Source organism: Pseudoalteromonas luteoviolacea H33-S (assembly GCF_001625695.1).
GTDB lineage: Bacteria > Pseudomonadota > Gammaproteobacteria > Enterobacterales > Alteromonadaceae > Pseudoalteromonas > Pseudoalteromonas luteoviolacea_B.
Genome location: NZ_AUXY01000133.1, coordinates 16,364 through 31,359 on the forward strand (window position 1 = coordinate 16,364; position 14,996 = coordinate 31,359).

Genomic DNA, 14,996 nt, shown 5'->3' on the forward strand with positions numbered 1-14,996 from the left:
TGGAGTGTAATTTTAAGCTTAAATTTTGGTTCTCTCATGAATGTAATTATTTTGCGTTGCAAAAGAGTAAGTTCATCGAGCAATGTCTAATAGTTATGTAGTGATATGTTTATAAGTATATGTGAACTCTACCTTTCTCAGGTGTATGCTTGTTTATTTGACGGTGCAGACTGTCATTGAACGAATTAAAGACGAAGGAAGCTGACTGTGTTGGACGCGATAGAATGTTTGGACTAGAAAAACACGGAATATTACTAAGGTTGTGAAACGCGGTTTCGGATGAGGAATTATCTAGTGTACTTAAGGAGGTTTTTTATACAACCAATCACATGAGAGGGGTTATGAGTAAAAAGTGTTTGTACACAGCATGGTATAAATGGTAAGTACATACAGTCTAGTTACAGTGTTTATATCAGCTTTGGTGTTCTTATGCTCACGATATATATACACTGTCGCCATGAGAGTTATGAACTGCTTTTATCATTTAGATATAGTGGTCACTATTTTTGCTTAAAATGATAAACAAGCAAGGTTGCTACATGAAGACACTAATAGCCATTTCGCTATCTACTGCTACTTTTTTGTTTCTAATTTTTATCGCTAGCCTTTTTGCTGCTCAAAGTGCACATGCCAATGCTTCTATTGACGGCAGTGAAAAAATAGTTGAGACGCAAGCGTTAATCGGGTTAGAGCAGTATGTCGACTCTTTGATTGAGCGAGGCATGACGCAGCATTCAATACCAGGTGTCACCCTTGCCATTGTTAAAGATGGCGACGTAGCGCTGCTCAAAGGCTATGGCTATGCGGATGTGAGTGGCCGAAAGAAAGTCGACCCCCATACCACCCTGTTCCGTATAGGTTCAATCACTAAAACCATGACGGCCATCGCGGTTATGCAATTGGTAGAGCAGGGCAAACTTGCCCTTGATGTTGATATTAATGACTATCTCACTGAATTCAAAATCCCTAATACATTTGAAGCGCCAATAACCATTGCTGCTTTGCTCAGCCACCGAGCAGGCTTCGAAGAAGCGGACGCTGGTCATTTAATCAGCGACCAGCCTGAGCACATGCTAAGTACACCTGAATATCTGGCTAAATACATGCCAAAAAGAATTTGGCCTGTTGGTTATAACATGTCTTATTCAAATTATGGGTTTGGTTTGCTGGGGTATTTGGTAGAGCAAAAATCGGGTATGGACTTGGCATCCTATATGAAGCAGAACATGTTTGCTCCTCTAGCTATGCAAAATTCTACGCTACGTGAGCCGCTTGGTAGCAGCTATGGTGCTGCCAATATGAATGACACTCTGCGACAACAGTTGGCAACGGGGTATTTCAAAGACACTGTTGGGCGCAATTTGGCAAAGCCGTTTGAATTTCTAGGACATATTGGCGGTGCTGGGGCGGCCTCTTCAACTGCACATGATATGGCACTGTATATGCGTGCCCTGATGCGTCAAAACAATCAACTAGTCACGCCATTAACCAACGAAAGCATGAAGCACAGGCTTTATGACGATAGATCGCTCGCTGCAGATGTCGTTCATGGTATGTTTGAAGGTCACTTTAGAGGGCATCATTACTACCATCATTCGGGGGCTACGCTCACTTTCTCATCTAATATGGTAATTTATCCTGAGTTACAGTTGGGTATTTTTATCGCGAGTAATATGGTTGGCGGAGCCGCTCATTTAGCAGACTCTTTACCTAAGGTTATTCTACATAAGTACTATCAAAGTAAACCGTTAAAGTTAGTTGAGTCAACTGCGGCTGGTGCATATAGCCAGTTTCTGTCAGTGCCTGTTGCCACGCGTAAGTTAGAAGAATATACCGGATCTTGGTTGAGTACCCGTCGCTCTTACACTCAGTTAGAAAAAATGGCCGCCTTGGATAGTTCAGTGACAATTTCACTCGATGCACAGGGTGATTTGAAAATGCGTCGTTTGGGGAGTAACGTGTCATTTAAACTAAAACGGCTTCAAGAAAATGTATTTCAAGCAGAGTCTTATCACGGTTCTATTTTTTATTTTTATCCAGATAGTTCAGGAAAAATAGCACGCTTCTCTGCAAGTATGTGGTCTGGTGACTATGAAAAGATGAGCTTGTCGCAAAGCCCGTTTTTCTTTTATTTTGTCTTGGTGCTTGCCTCATTACTTGCACTGTCCACGTTAATACTCACTGGTAATCGAAAGAGCCGGGTTAAGCGCCTCAGTATATTCGAAAATACAGCCTGCATCTCTGCAGGTTTGATACTGGTTACTGTGATTGGTTTTATTTTCATGAATTCCGGTTTGGTGTTGGACGAATATAATTTCTTATTAAATTTCCCGACACTTGAAGTGAAATTGCTACTTTGCTTTGTTTTAGTCGTTGGTTTTACTACGTTAGTTAAGGTGGTTGGACTGGCATTTATTTGGCGTATGGTAGAGTTAGGGTGGATGCACAAGCTTCTTTATTCGATTTTTACTCTGAGCTGTATAAGCTTTTTATATGTTTTTTGGGTATGGAATGCGATAGGGTTTAACTACATCAGTTAAGACAATTAGCTAAATAGACTCAGTCATACGCAAGCTCTGCGTATAAAAGCTTTTTGTGTTGAGCCCACCATACCACTGTTGCTGAATGATAAGTGGGCTCATCTGAGTCTAAAAGATAGCGTAAAGCTTTGCTGCTATTTGCTCACCTTTCTTAGGTTTAAATCATGAAAGTTATAAGAAAAATCAGTGCTACTACTTACTGCTTTCATTTTGAATCCGCTGACCTTACCATCGAAGTCGACGTCAAAGTTTACAAAAGCATCCGCATTTAGTGTTCGGTCATGCCATTTTGCAACAAATCGGTTGCCTTCTAGGTGGTCAAGCTTACCAGTTAAAGCATTACCGCGAGAAAACTGAATATTAAGCTCGGAGCCTGTCACTGTGACATCCACTGTGCCATACCAATCATCCCTGTAAGTACCGGCATATTGAACAAGTGCGATAGGCGGTTTGGATGTGTTCAGTTGTAAGGGCTTTTCTGTTTTCTTTTGTTGTTTTTTGTAGGCTTCGTATCGTTTGTTGCCTTCTATGTACACATCAATGTAATTTGTGGGTTCTGCTTCAATATAGTGTTCTAGGATAGTTGCGGTTAGACCTTGAGCTGCTCGTGACCATTGATTTGTAAGCGCAATCACAGCAACATCTTTTTCAGGTAAAAAAGCGATATGTGAGGTCATGCCTTGTACCGCGCCGCCATGAGAAACATGTAAGTGACCATGAAAGTCCATCAAATTCCAACCTAATCCATATGCTTGAAAATGTGTCTGCGCGTATTTTTGATCAATATAAGAGACTTTCTTTAAAGTCACTGGCTTCCACAGTTCTGCGTGTTGTTTTTCAGAAAGCAAGTTTTGCCCATCAGGCAGTTTTCCTTTGGAAAGAAATAGCTGTGCCCACTTTGCCATACCCGCTATGTCACAATTAATTTGGGTATCATCTTTGAAAAAAGTGGTTTTGAGCTCACCTTCCACTTCCATATGCGGTATTGCACGTTTACTTGGTATTTTAATTCGAGTCGGGCTTGCTACACAGTGAGTCATTTGCAGCGGTGCTAATAATGCTTTTTCGACATATTCGTCCCAAGGCATCTTGGTGATTGCGCGTATAACTTCTTCGGCGACAATATACATTAAATTAACATAAGAATATTCAGAACGAAATGAACTGGTTGGTTTTAAATACTTTAATGCTGAGATGATTTCATCAGGCGTTGCGTGTGCCTGTGCATCAGGCCATTGTAATAAGTCCCCAGCTCCCAGAGGCAAACCAGAGCGATGAGTTAACAAGTCGCGAATAGTAAACTCTCTTGTTACCCAAGGATCATACATTTGAAAGTGCGGCAGATAATCAATGACCTTATCGTCCCAGCTGAGTTTGTTTTCATCTACGAGAAGTGCCAATGCCGCAGTTACAAATGATTTTGAAATTGACGCGACCTGAAATAGGGTATCCGTGTTTACTGGAGTATTGCTTTCAATCGATTGAACGCCATAGCCTTTTGCATGGACCACTTCACCACTTTTTACAACTGCCAATGCAATTCCTGGCACATTAAGCTCGTCTGTTGCTTTTTCAACAAGTGCATCTATTTGTTTTGGCGTTAATTGTGCACTTAGACATAGTGGGGAAAAAATTAACTGTGATAAGACGATTCCTGTATATACAGACTTTTTGATATAGTTCATTTAAATAGACCCTTTAAAGCAATTTACTAATTGATAAGGACATTACCAATTACTTCTTATTTTTCCAGTGCTTATATGCAAGCGGTGGCGTTTCTTCTGCAAAAGGCAGCAAAACTTATCAGTATGTGCGTTCGACTCTTCTTGAATCCTATTGTGATAAATATCAAGCAGATATGTGGGTGCTTTTTGGCTATTTTTAGCATGATATTCTCGACACAACTCGTAGCAAATGAATTTAATAAGCAATTTATTCAAGAGGTTAGGGTTTGTTATGATGAAGGCGAAAAGCTGTCTTCAAAGACGTTTTTCCTTCAAAACTGCAAAAAGATGTCGCTGGGTGAGGTAAAGCCGGGCAATAAGTTAACATGGATAGGCACCGCGTTTGACATAGACGCACCTGAACACATCGATAAACCAATTGGGTTGTTTTTTTCTGCCCAAGCGGCGGCAGAGTTTTACTTTAATGGCGAATTAATTGGCCGAAATGGTTATCCCTCTTCTCAACCTGATGAAGAGCTGCCAGGTGTGATGGACTTTGTTACTTATATACCTAAAGGGCTGCTGAAGAAGTCTCAGAATGAAATTATTATTAAACTGTCATCTCATCATAAAGCGTTTAATATCAGTCGCTCCATTGGGCTTGCGATAGTGGCATACTATGACTCACCTCAAGATATCGTATTGCATCATTATTTACCCACACTGGTGCCGTTAGGTGTATTGATCATTGGTTTGTTTTTCTCAAGCTTATTGGTGCTACAAGACTTGAATCCAAGGCGAGGCGCTTTTTGGCTTCCTTTACTCTCTTTGCTGGTAGTACTTCAATTGTTGACAGAAGTGTCAAGGGGATTAGTCGCATACGAATATACTTATCATGAAATTCGATTGGTGGTTATTTTATTACTTGGGACGTTGAGCGGTCTGAGTTTGCTGTTATATATCATAGATGGTTTTGTAAAGAATCATCGTAAGATCTGCTTTTTCCTATCCATGTTATTGACGTTTATATCTATTTATCTGGGCAGTACGATAGAAGACAAAACTGTGATCGCCATACAAGTGCCTGCTGGTATCAGCTTTTTAATCACAGCTTTTCAAGTATTTAATAGGCAGGAAAATGCGAGAAAACATGCAAGCGCACTTTTAATATTTTTTACCATAATTGCGGTGAACCCCCATGAATTTCTCGATCTCTATTTTTATTATTTTGTTGCTGCGCTTTTGTTGTTCTTTTTTGTTCAACATGCAATTGCATACAAAAACGAGCAATCTCAAAAGCAACTTGCACAGCAAAGAGCTGATCAGCTACAGCAAGCATTAGATGAGTATAGTGAGCAGCAGACGCCATCTAAGATAAAACTCAATCTTGCAGATAAAAGCGAGTGGATATCATGTGAGAGTATTTGCTTTGTGAAAGGAGCGAGAGATTATGTGGAGATCAGTCTAGTAGATAGGCGCAGCGTGTTGCATAACGAGACTTTGACTATCATGGAAGAAAAATTACCCGCAACATTTTTGCGTATACATCGCTCATACATTGTAAATAAGCAGTTGATACAGTCTCTTCAAAAGCTTCCATCAGGCGGTGGAAATTTGATACTGAGTTCAGGTGACACAGTACCCGTAAGCAGACGGATTATGCCAAAGGTTAGAAAGCAGCTTGATTAATGTCTTAATTTAGCAACGTCACCTATAACAAGTTCATTACAGTGGAGAGTACTGTAGATAAATTCTTAGATACTTACAAATTCAATAGTAAGTATCGCTCGCTTTTAAACCATAATTTATATCTTAATAAACCAGCTCATTCCTTCAAATAAGTGATATCAACTAGAGTTTGCCTAGTTTGAATATTCACACTCCTCTTGGTTTTTCGTTATCTATTAAAGTGTTTTCAGGACTTTTCGCTTAGCCTCATGTTTATAACTGAAATTTTTCGTCTGGTTTTTATTAACTTTAGCTTAATTAAATGTTTTTTTATTTTATTTTAAACTTGGTTTTTAAATTTCCAAGAGTTTGCCTTTGAAGAGGGGGATATACTTTTTAAGCTTTATTGGTGTGTGCTCTTTTCTTAATAAAAGTTTCGAGAATTCCAGGTTCTTCATTTAGGTTTATGTTTTTAAAGGTTTTAGTTTTTTGTTGTAATATTTGGTTTCATTTGTTGGCTCTCCTGCTTTGTTACTTTTTATTGTGTTTTCTGTGTGGTTTTCTATTTGTTTTTAAGTCATTTTTTTGAGTTTTGATGTTTTCTTTTTTGATTATATAGTTTTTAAAAAGTTGGTTTTTAAATGTCCTTGTTTTTTTAAAGGCCTTTTTGGGTTTTTATAATTGAGTTTTATTGGTTTTTATAAGTAGGTTTTTTTTGGTATTTAAAGAGGAAAGGAAGTAATTATGGGGAAGAAGAGTAAACTAAACCCGATTAGTATTTCAGTTAAATTGATGTGCTTAGGTGCACTCAGTACAGCACCAGCTCACATAGCATATGCAAATGAGGGGGCAATTGAAAAAATCGAAGTTACAGGGTCGCGCATCATACGTGAAGGTGCAATTGCGCCCAGTCCTGTTTCAGTGCTCTCAGGGCAAGATTTGGTTAATACTGGCGCACTGAGTATTGGTGAAGCACTAAATAAACTGCCGAGTTTAAAGCCTACTTTTGGGATGCAAAACTCAGGTCGTTTTATCGGAACTTCGGGCCTGAATGTATTAGATTTAAGAGGAATGGGGGTTGATCGGACTTTAGTACTTGTAAATGGGAAGCGACATGTGTCTAGTAGCGGAGGCTCCGCTATGGTTGATACGAATACCATTCCGACCGAGTGGGTTGACCGCGTAGAGGTTATTACCGGAGGGGCTTCTGCAATATATGGTGCTGATGCCGTTACGGGGGTAGTCAACTTTATACTGAAAGAAAATATTGAAGGTTTTTCTATCGCGGCAACCCATGGTGAGGCGGAAAACTCAAATTACGATAACCAAAAATTAAGTATCTCTTTTGGGCAAGACTTCTTAGAGGGAAGAGGAAATTTTGGTATTTCTTATGAATTTGCAACTCAATCAAGGTTGAATGCACTTGATAATGAATTTACAAACTATGCTGCTCGCGAGTTGACTAATTTTGAACAAGATCCGAATAGGCCTGATGACTTAAATAATCCAGACGAAAAATTTTATGACAATGCTGGATTCTTTAATTTGACGGAGGCAGGTGTATTTAACGCAGGCGGTGTTTATTATACGTTCAATGAAGATGGTTCTCCACGACCAATGCAGCTTGATTATAATAAGTTGGATGGGCTTGCCTGTGTTGATTGTGAGTATTTAAACCTACGTAAATTTTTAGAGATCCAGCCAACGTTTGATAGGCATATAATCAACTTTAAAACCAATTATGATATTAATGATGAGACTACTTTTTATTTTGAAGGTAAATTTGCAAAAATAGAGTCTGAGAATTGGGGGCAACCAAGTTATCATACGCGCTCAGGAATCACCCTCTCTCGGGACAATGCGTTTTTACACCCGCAAACAGCACAGATAATGGATTCAACTCTTGATGATGAGGGTAATCCAATAACTGCTCTTCGTATTAACCGTTTTAACGAAGATATTGGTCGTCGATTCGAAATTAATACACGTGAAACAACACGTTTTGTATTTGGATTGAAAGGTATTGTTGCTGAGGACTGGGACTACGAGGTATTCATCAATTCCGGTGTGACAGAGATCGAACGTGCAAATCATAATAATCTCGTCAGACCGAACTTCCAAGCCGCAATCGATGCTGTGTTCGACGATTCCGGTAATGTGGTATGTCGTGATACACAGGCGCGTGCTGATGGGTGTATGCCTATGGATATAATGGGTTTCAACCGCCCAAGCCAAGAATCCATCAATTACGTTAATACTCTGTCTGTCGGCACTGCGAAGTTAGAGCAGCTCAATGCTGGTGCAAGTCTTGCCAACGCTGGCGTTTATGAGTTGCCTGCCGGCACTGTAGGTATTGCTTTTGGTATTGAATATCGTGAAGAAAAAAGTCGTCAAACAGAAGATGACAATGCCAAAACTGGTGAAACTTTCTTTAATGTTTTAGGTGAAGATGAAGGTGAGTATGATGTATCAGAAGTGTTTGTTGAGACATCCATTCCTCTGCTAGGCGATATACCATTGGTTGATACGCTGACCTTAGAATTGGCAAGTCGCTATGCTGATTATAGTACAGTGGGTGATGTGACGAGCTGGAAAGTCGGCTTGGATTGGCAGGTATATGATGATTTAAGATTACGATCTACGTTATCTGAAGCGATTCGAGCACCAAATATCGTAGAATTGTTCGGCGCTACAAGTGAAACTTTCTATGGCGTTGACGACCCTTGTCGAGTAAAAAATATTAATAAAATGTCTGGGGCGGCAAAAACACAAAGAGAAGCAAATTGTGGTTTAATTGGTGTACCAGCAGGATTTGACGATTCATATGATTCTGCTAGGGTCCGGGGCGCACAATCTGGCAATGAAGAGCTTACTCCGGAAGAGTCGACAAGTTACACGGTAGGTGCAGTTTTTACGCCTAGTTTTATTGATGGCTTAACCTTTACTGTCGATTATTGGAATATAGAGCTAGAAGACTCTATTTCTCGTATTCGTTCTCAGCAAATTGTCGATCGCTGTGTTGATTCTAGTAGCATTGACAATCAATACTGCGAATTAATTACTCGTGCTGGCGATGGCCGAATGACTTTAATTGAGAGTAAGTCATTAAATATTGCAATGCAAAAGTCATCGGGTGTCGATTTTGAACTTAATTATGATATCAAAACGAGCTTAGGTAACTTTAAAACTCGCTTGCTTGCAACGCGCTTAATCGAACGAAAGCAATTTCCATTTCAAGAAGAAGTCACTGCGTTCGAAGAGTATGCCGGTGTAGATGCTGAACCGTCTTGGTCGGGGGCATTTGATATTGGTTACGCTTATGAAGATTTTTTTGCAAGCTGGAAAATGCGTTACATTGAACAGACAAATCGTTACCGTCCTGATGAGCTTGAAAAGAACCCTAACCCTTCAAATCATATGCAGTGGCCAACTTATGTGGTGACTGATATTTCAGGCGGGTATAACTTTGACAATGGTATAACAGCTAAAGTTGGAATCGACAATGTGTTTAATAAAGAGCTTATTCGCTACACCACAGCGACGTCTTCTGAAACTTCATCGTTTGACAATATAGGCCGCTTTGGTTACGTGCAACTCTCCTATAAATTCTAAGGAGAATTTTAGTCACATTGAAAAGGCATGCGTTTGCGTGCCTTTTTTGCGTAAAATAAGAACAAATGGTTTGGCCAAAAAGAGACGATAGAGTTCTAACAAAACTCATCGGTTCTAGCTGATTAAAAATGTAGGCTTTAGGTGAGTTGGCAAGAGCACTGGGGCAATCCTAGCGCTCCAATAACTTATTGTTTAGGTATGGTATTGCGCTTTGCTTGAAATAAAGAGCGCTTCTTTGGATCTGAGGACCTTTCAACTGCCAAAGCAAGTAGTTTATCTGTCTTCTCTATGTCCCCTTTTGAATGGTAAATTCTGGCTAATTCAAAATAGGGCTCAGGGAGGTAGGGCGTCTCAATGATAACTTCTTTTAGTGCTTGAATTGCTTTAGTAAATCGTCCTTTTTGAGCAGATCTTTGAGCAACTTGAATCTTATCAAACGGAGTCAATGCCGTTTCATCAAGTAAATTTTCCAACTGCTCAACAAGTTCAATATTATTCTGATTTTTGGCAATAGAAAGATAATTCGCAAGTAAGTTTTGACTAGTTAGATTATAGCTCTTTGCGTATTCATAAATCTTCATAGCATGACTTTCTTGCCCACTACGACGGTGCAGTACTGCTGAAATATTTATCAGCTCAGGGTCATAAGGTTTGTAACTCAATGCTTGCTTGAGCATATTAAAGCTTTGATTGAAGTTGTCCTCTAATAATGCGTCAACGGCTCTATTTGCATAAAATTTTGTAACAAGATCATGGTAGTTTGCATTATCGATAAAAAAACTGTCTTGGGCAGGGAAGTAATCAACGACTGTACCAGCTCTAATGACTTCAATTGTGTTTGGGTCAGAAGTCGCTTTTGGCGCTAATAGCTTGGTACGAAAATGATTTGAAATGAGGATGGTATTGTTACTTTTTTTAAATACAGGGACGGTGCCTACTTCTATAAATGTCGTATCCACTTGTGCAAGCTTTGCATATGCTTGAGTGAGTATGGCTAATGAAATGCAATTACCTTCATTTCTTTCTAATGACTCAATTGCCGTGAGGGTGTCACCGTCGTAAGTAAATAGGTCGATACGTTGTTCAAGATAATTAAAAATGATCTTATCTTCTCTAATCCCCTTAATGAGTTCGTTATTGAAATAATCTAAGAATTTTTCTTGTTCTTGGACGGGGAGTGTAAATATTTCTTGCTCATTTATCGTAAGTGCTTGCTCAAATGTGTCGTCACTAAACAGGTCAGATACCAAAGGGATTGTTTCAGGAGGAGTATCTTTTGTACTAGAGCAGCCACTTATCAGCGCCATAAAAAGTAAAAAAGTTATGTGCTTAGTCATAAATAATATCCTTAACGATTGTGACAACGGGTTTAGTTATGACATGAATTGATATGGTTTTCAATATAAGTGCGCAATAATAAGTGAGCTAAATCAGGCTTATATAGTATGTAAGCAGCTGTAGTTGCTTGTCGAGTTTGATAAATATAATTTAAAAACTATCCACAAATTCATTATTACTTGTAAATAGTAGTGGGTTTTAAAATAAATTATCTTTGAGCATTTTTTACCTAAATACCTGTTATTTCAATTTGTTATTAGTAAGTGAAAATAAATCAATTCATATTTGTTGTAATTTTCAACAGTTGGCGGTTAGTTTATATTTTTAATACAAACAAAAGGAAATTAAATATGAAGTTATCTCTTATGGGTATGGCAATTATCTTACTCTCTGCAAGTACATTGGTACCAACGGCTCAGGCATCTGGTTCTCCATATACACTGTGCAAGTATGAATTCGAGACCGGCGCTCCAGATCATATTAGGCCACCAAACTCAGAATCGTTCACTAAGTACTATTCTGGACATGTGAGCTGTCCATCAACCTATGTAGGGGCTTGGGGTTATTATTTATTAAAGATTCAAAGGCACTTTAATTAGAGTCAACCTAAATAAGTAGGTTACACGGCCTAGGTAACACGGTTTACTTTCAGAAAACTTGGTGCGCTAAACCTGCAAGTGCCTTGGCTGTGTAGATTTAGGAACTTAATCTTCATATAAGAACATTATTTAGCCTCACCGTTTTGTTTACTTATTTCAAGCCTACATACATCAATGTTTTAACAAATGAGCTTATAGCCTTATTGGTTGCTATCGAGAGTGTGTCGTTAGGTAAAGTTAGCAGTCAAAAATATGAGCAAAATATTTCTGCTCGTTAGTTTAGGGTTTTGACAAGTGCGTTCATTGTTTCTATCTATAGGTAAATTTAAAACTGCGTGCAGCGAAAAGGGGATCACAAGAAGTACTCACAAAATAGGAAACCAGTTTGAACAACTCAGTATATTCACGCCTTTGGTATCAAGCGTTTGCTGAGTTAATATTAGCTTTCGTACTGAGAGCTGAGCGTTTTCACCCTTTGTAGAAGCTACTTTAACTAAAATTGAAGCAAATTGGACTAGGAGCCAGGTTATAAAAAGCTGTATTGCACAAGTGGTGATATCTGGCGCTGTAGTCGTGCTATTTTTTAGAGGTGTAATTATAAAATTAGTAGTATTTGGTGATTAAATTTTATTTTTATTAAAATAAGAAAGTGATGGTTTTTGAAGTTAACCATCACACCGTGATTTATTTTAGTTAAATAAAATCACATTAACACATAGCAGTCCAACAGCAGGCTGTTTGCTGTTTATTTGTATATAGCAATGTATCACATGTTTGTGCTTTGACAGAGCCACAGTGATTGGTGCAATTATCAGTAAGGCGTCCACCACCAACTTCAGGGGTTGCGTTAACTGGAAGCTGCTTATTATCTTGGCTTAGGGATTTAAAGCTTTTTTTATTTAGGCTAAGTTTCATATTCAATCCTTTTAAATTATAATTGCAACTATAACTTAGTTGCTGCTTGGTTTTTATTAATTTTAAATGTATTTTAAAAATATAGTGCCCATTTAATTGGTATTTCTTTCTGAAAATTTTTATATTTAACAGTTCTTATAGCATTACCAATACGATTCAGTCATTTCTGGCTGTATAGGCCCCCAATGATACCTTTACCATGCTCACATCATTAGATATTAACGTCATAAAAGCTTAACGCTACTATCACTTGAGTGTTTTTGTTTTAATGTAATGTATCATAAGGAGGTCCTAAGTTACAGATTTATTTATATTGTGTAAATGTCTGGATTCTATAAAATTAAATATTTAATGCAGTTAAATTTCAGGCTGTTTTTTTCAAGACTTTATTGTTGACAAAGCCTAAATTAAATAAAATCATCAGCTTTGTTTTTATTGAACCTTTAGTTATGTCGAGCTTAAAAATATGATGTCTAAAATAACCGCTTTAGTTGAAGCAAAGCTTTTCCAAAACTTTTTGATAGCAGTCATTTTGTTTAATGCTGTTACCTTAGGCTTAGAAACCACCACTTTTGGCAAAAGCAATGCTGACCTATTGCACAAAATTGACACTGTCATCTTACTGATTTTCACTTTTGAGTTAGTGTTAAAGCTAATTGCTTATCGATTGCAATTTTTCAAATCCGGCTGGAATTGCTTTGATTTAATCATTGTTGCAATTTCTTGGGTACCTGCTGGTGGCGCGTTGTCAGTGCTACGAGCGTTCAGAATTCTCAGAGTATTACGCCTGTTCTCTGTTGTGCCACAGATGCGAAAAGTTATCGGAGCTTTGGGCCATTCGTTACCTGGGATGGCTTCGGTTGTAGGCGTGTTAGGGGTTGTGTTTTATGTTTCTGCGGTATTGACCACCAAGCTATTTGGTCAGCATCCTGATCCGAATATGCAAGAGTGGTTTGGGAGTATTGGCGCGTCTTCGTACACGTTGTTTCAGGTCATGACGCTAGAGAGCTGGTCAATGGGGATTGTAAGGCCCACAATGGAGCTGTTCCCTTATTCTTGGTTGTTCTTTATTCCCTTTATTGTTTTTACGAGCTTTGCGGTGCTAAACCTTTTCATTGGTATTATTGTCGACGCGATGCAAGTAATGCATGAGCAAGAAGAAAAAGAAGACGGTGCATCTGTAACAAAAGAGGACATTCAACGTCTTGAGGCCAAGCTGGATGCGTTGTTACAAAGCAACAAACACAGTTAATTGAATTTGTGCTGAGCAAAGCAGTTCAAAAGGGTGAGTGCAATATAATATCTTATTGCACTCACTCGGCGCTCTATATCGAGTGGTTAATTTGATTGAGACAAGTAATCGAGGGTGAACTCAGTGAGTGCACGAGTACCTAATTTAAAGGCTGATTCATCGGCAAAAAAGTAAGGTGAGTGGTTACTTGGTGCGTCTTTGGGATGCGTGTCTTTCGGGGTTCCTCCTAAAAATACGAATAAACCAGGTACCTCCATGGCGTAAAACGAAAAGTCTTCGGCGCCAGTCACTTTCGGCATATTGATGAGCCCTGATTCGCCGACTACTTTTGCAAGCGATGGTAGCATTTTCTCGGTCAGCAGTGGATCATTCACAGTCACAGGGTAGCCTTCTTTAATCACGACTTTGGCCTTATTGCCAGAGGCTTTTGCCGTATGCTCTGCGGTATGGGTTATTTTATCAAAGATCTGTTGTCTATTTTCCATATCAAAATTGCGAATTGTCCCTATCATATTTACTTCTTCCGGGATGATATTGTTTCGCACGCCGCCTGAGATTTTGCCAAAAGATACGATTGCAGGCTCTTTGGTAATATCAATTTGTCGACTCACAATATGATTGACTCCAGATACAATTTGAGCGGCGGCCGCAATGGGATCTGCTCCAGCCCAAGGTGTAGAGCCGTGCGTTTGCTCTCCGGTCACTGTAATTTCAAACCTATCGGCACTGGCCATCGTTGGACCACTTCGATATCCGATTTGGCCGACATTGAGCTTGGATGTGATATGTAAACCAAAAGCCACATCGGGCTGATATCTATCAAATATTCCCTGCTTTAACATCAGCTCGGCTCCGCCTTCTTCTCCTTCAGGCGCACCTTCTTCTGCTGGTTGAAAGACGAACATGACGTTACCTGCAAGCTCGCCTTGCATACTGCTGAGTACTTCAGCTGCCCCCATTAACATTGCGACATGTGTATCGTGGCCGCAAGCATGCATAATGCCGACATCAACGCCTTGATAATTTGTCATTTTGGTTGATTTAAAGGGCAAATCAGTTTTTTCCGTCACAGGGAGTGCATCCATATCCGCACGTAGCATGACTGTTGGCCCTGGCTTTGCGCCTTTTAAAAAACCGACGACACCAGTGTAGGCAATGCCTGTTTCGACTTGCATCCCTAAAGATTTTAAATGCTTTGCGACGAGCGCAGCTGTGCGCACTTCACGGTTGCCTAGTTCGGGGTTTTGGTGGATATCGCGCCGCCAATCAATGACTTTTGACTCAACTTGCTTGAGCAGTTTGATGTGATCTGATGAAGCCAATGTGTTATAGCTCAAACCCATCAACAAAATTGATAGCCCTATTTTATTTGTTATTTTCTTCATATCCTTTCTCATATTTTTGCTGC

Annotated in this window: 9 protein-coding genes; 5 read left to right on the plus strand and 4 right to left on the minus strand. The window is 39.2% G+C overall.

Annotated elements, in window-relative coordinates:
* Nucleotides 1-539: 539 nt before the first annotated feature.
* Nucleotides 540-2,540: a serine hydrolase domain-containing protein gene (locus N477_RS24000; RefSeq protein ID WP_063364124.1), complete on the plus strand. Its 2,001-nt coding sequence runs from the start codon at nucleotides 540-542 to the stop codon at nucleotides 2,538-2,540.
* A gap of 134 nt (nucleotides 2,541-2,674) precedes the next feature.
* Here the strand turns inward: N477_RS24000 and N477_RS24005 are convergent, their stop codons facing one another.
* Nucleotides 2,675-4,225, minus strand: a complete 1,551-nt coding sequence (locus N477_RS24005; RefSeq protein WP_081216620.1) for a serine hydrolase — start codon at nucleotides 4,223-4,225, stop codon at nucleotides 2,675-2,677.
* Nucleotides 4,226-4,411: 186 nt separating this feature from the next.
* Between N477_RS24005 and N477_RS24010 the strand changes: the two genes are divergently transcribed.
* A complete protein-coding gene (locus N477_RS24010) occupies nucleotides 4,412-5,893 on the plus strand; it encodes a LytR/AlgR family response regulator transcription factor (protein ID WP_196760692.1) in 1,482 nt (493 codons plus the stop codon).
* 723 nt (nucleotides 5,894-6,616) lie between these two features.
* Nucleotides 6,617-9,484 (plus strand): TonB-dependent receptor domain-containing protein, encoded by a 2,868-nt coding sequence (locus tag N477_RS24015; protein WP_063364122.1) that lies wholly within the window; start codon nucleotides 6,617-6,619, stop codon nucleotides 9,482-9,484.
* Between the two features lie 185 nt (nucleotides 9,485-9,669).
* On the opposite strand, the gene N477_RS24020 is transcribed toward N477_RS24015, so the two are convergent.
* Complete coding sequence (locus tag N477_RS24020) at nucleotides 9,670-10,821, minus strand: tetratricopeptide repeat protein (protein WP_063364121.1); 1,152 nt, start codon at nucleotides 10,819-10,821, stop codon at nucleotides 9,670-9,672.
* Between the two features lie 351 nt (nucleotides 10,822-11,172).
* On the opposite strand from N477_RS24020, the gene N477_RS24025 reads away from it, so the two are divergent.
* A complete protein-coding gene (locus N477_RS24025; RefSeq protein WP_063364120.1) occupies nucleotides 11,173-11,421 on the plus strand; it encodes a hypothetical protein in 249 nt (82 codons plus the stop codon).
* Nucleotides 11,422-12,129: 708 nt separating this feature from the next.
* Here the strand turns inward: N477_RS24025 and N477_RS24030 are convergent.
* Entirely contained in the window at nucleotides 12,130-12,336 is a 207-nt protein-coding gene (locus tag N477_RS24030) for a hypothetical protein (RefSeq protein ID WP_063364119.1), read from the minus strand.
* A 466-nt stretch (nucleotides 12,337-12,802) separates the two neighbouring features.
* Between N477_RS24030 and N477_RS24035 the strand changes: the two genes are divergently transcribed.
* Nucleotides 12,803-13,588 carry an ion transporter gene (locus tag N477_RS24035; RefSeq protein ID WP_063364118.1) on the plus strand — a complete coding sequence of 262 codons (786 nt, stop codon included), beginning with the start codon at nucleotides 12,803-12,805 and terminating at the stop codon, nucleotides 13,586-13,588.
* An 86-nt stretch (nucleotides 13,589-13,674) separates the two neighbouring features.
* Here N477_RS24035 and N477_RS24040 read toward each other — a convergent pair whose 3' ends face one another.
* The gene (locus N477_RS24040; protein ID WP_063364117.1) at nucleotides 13,675-14,973 is read right to left on the minus strand and encodes an amidohydrolase; all 1,299 of its coding nucleotides are present in this window, start codon (nucleotides 14,971-14,973) and stop codon (nucleotides 13,675-13,677) included.
* Nucleotides 14,974-14,996: the final 23 nt, after the last annotated feature.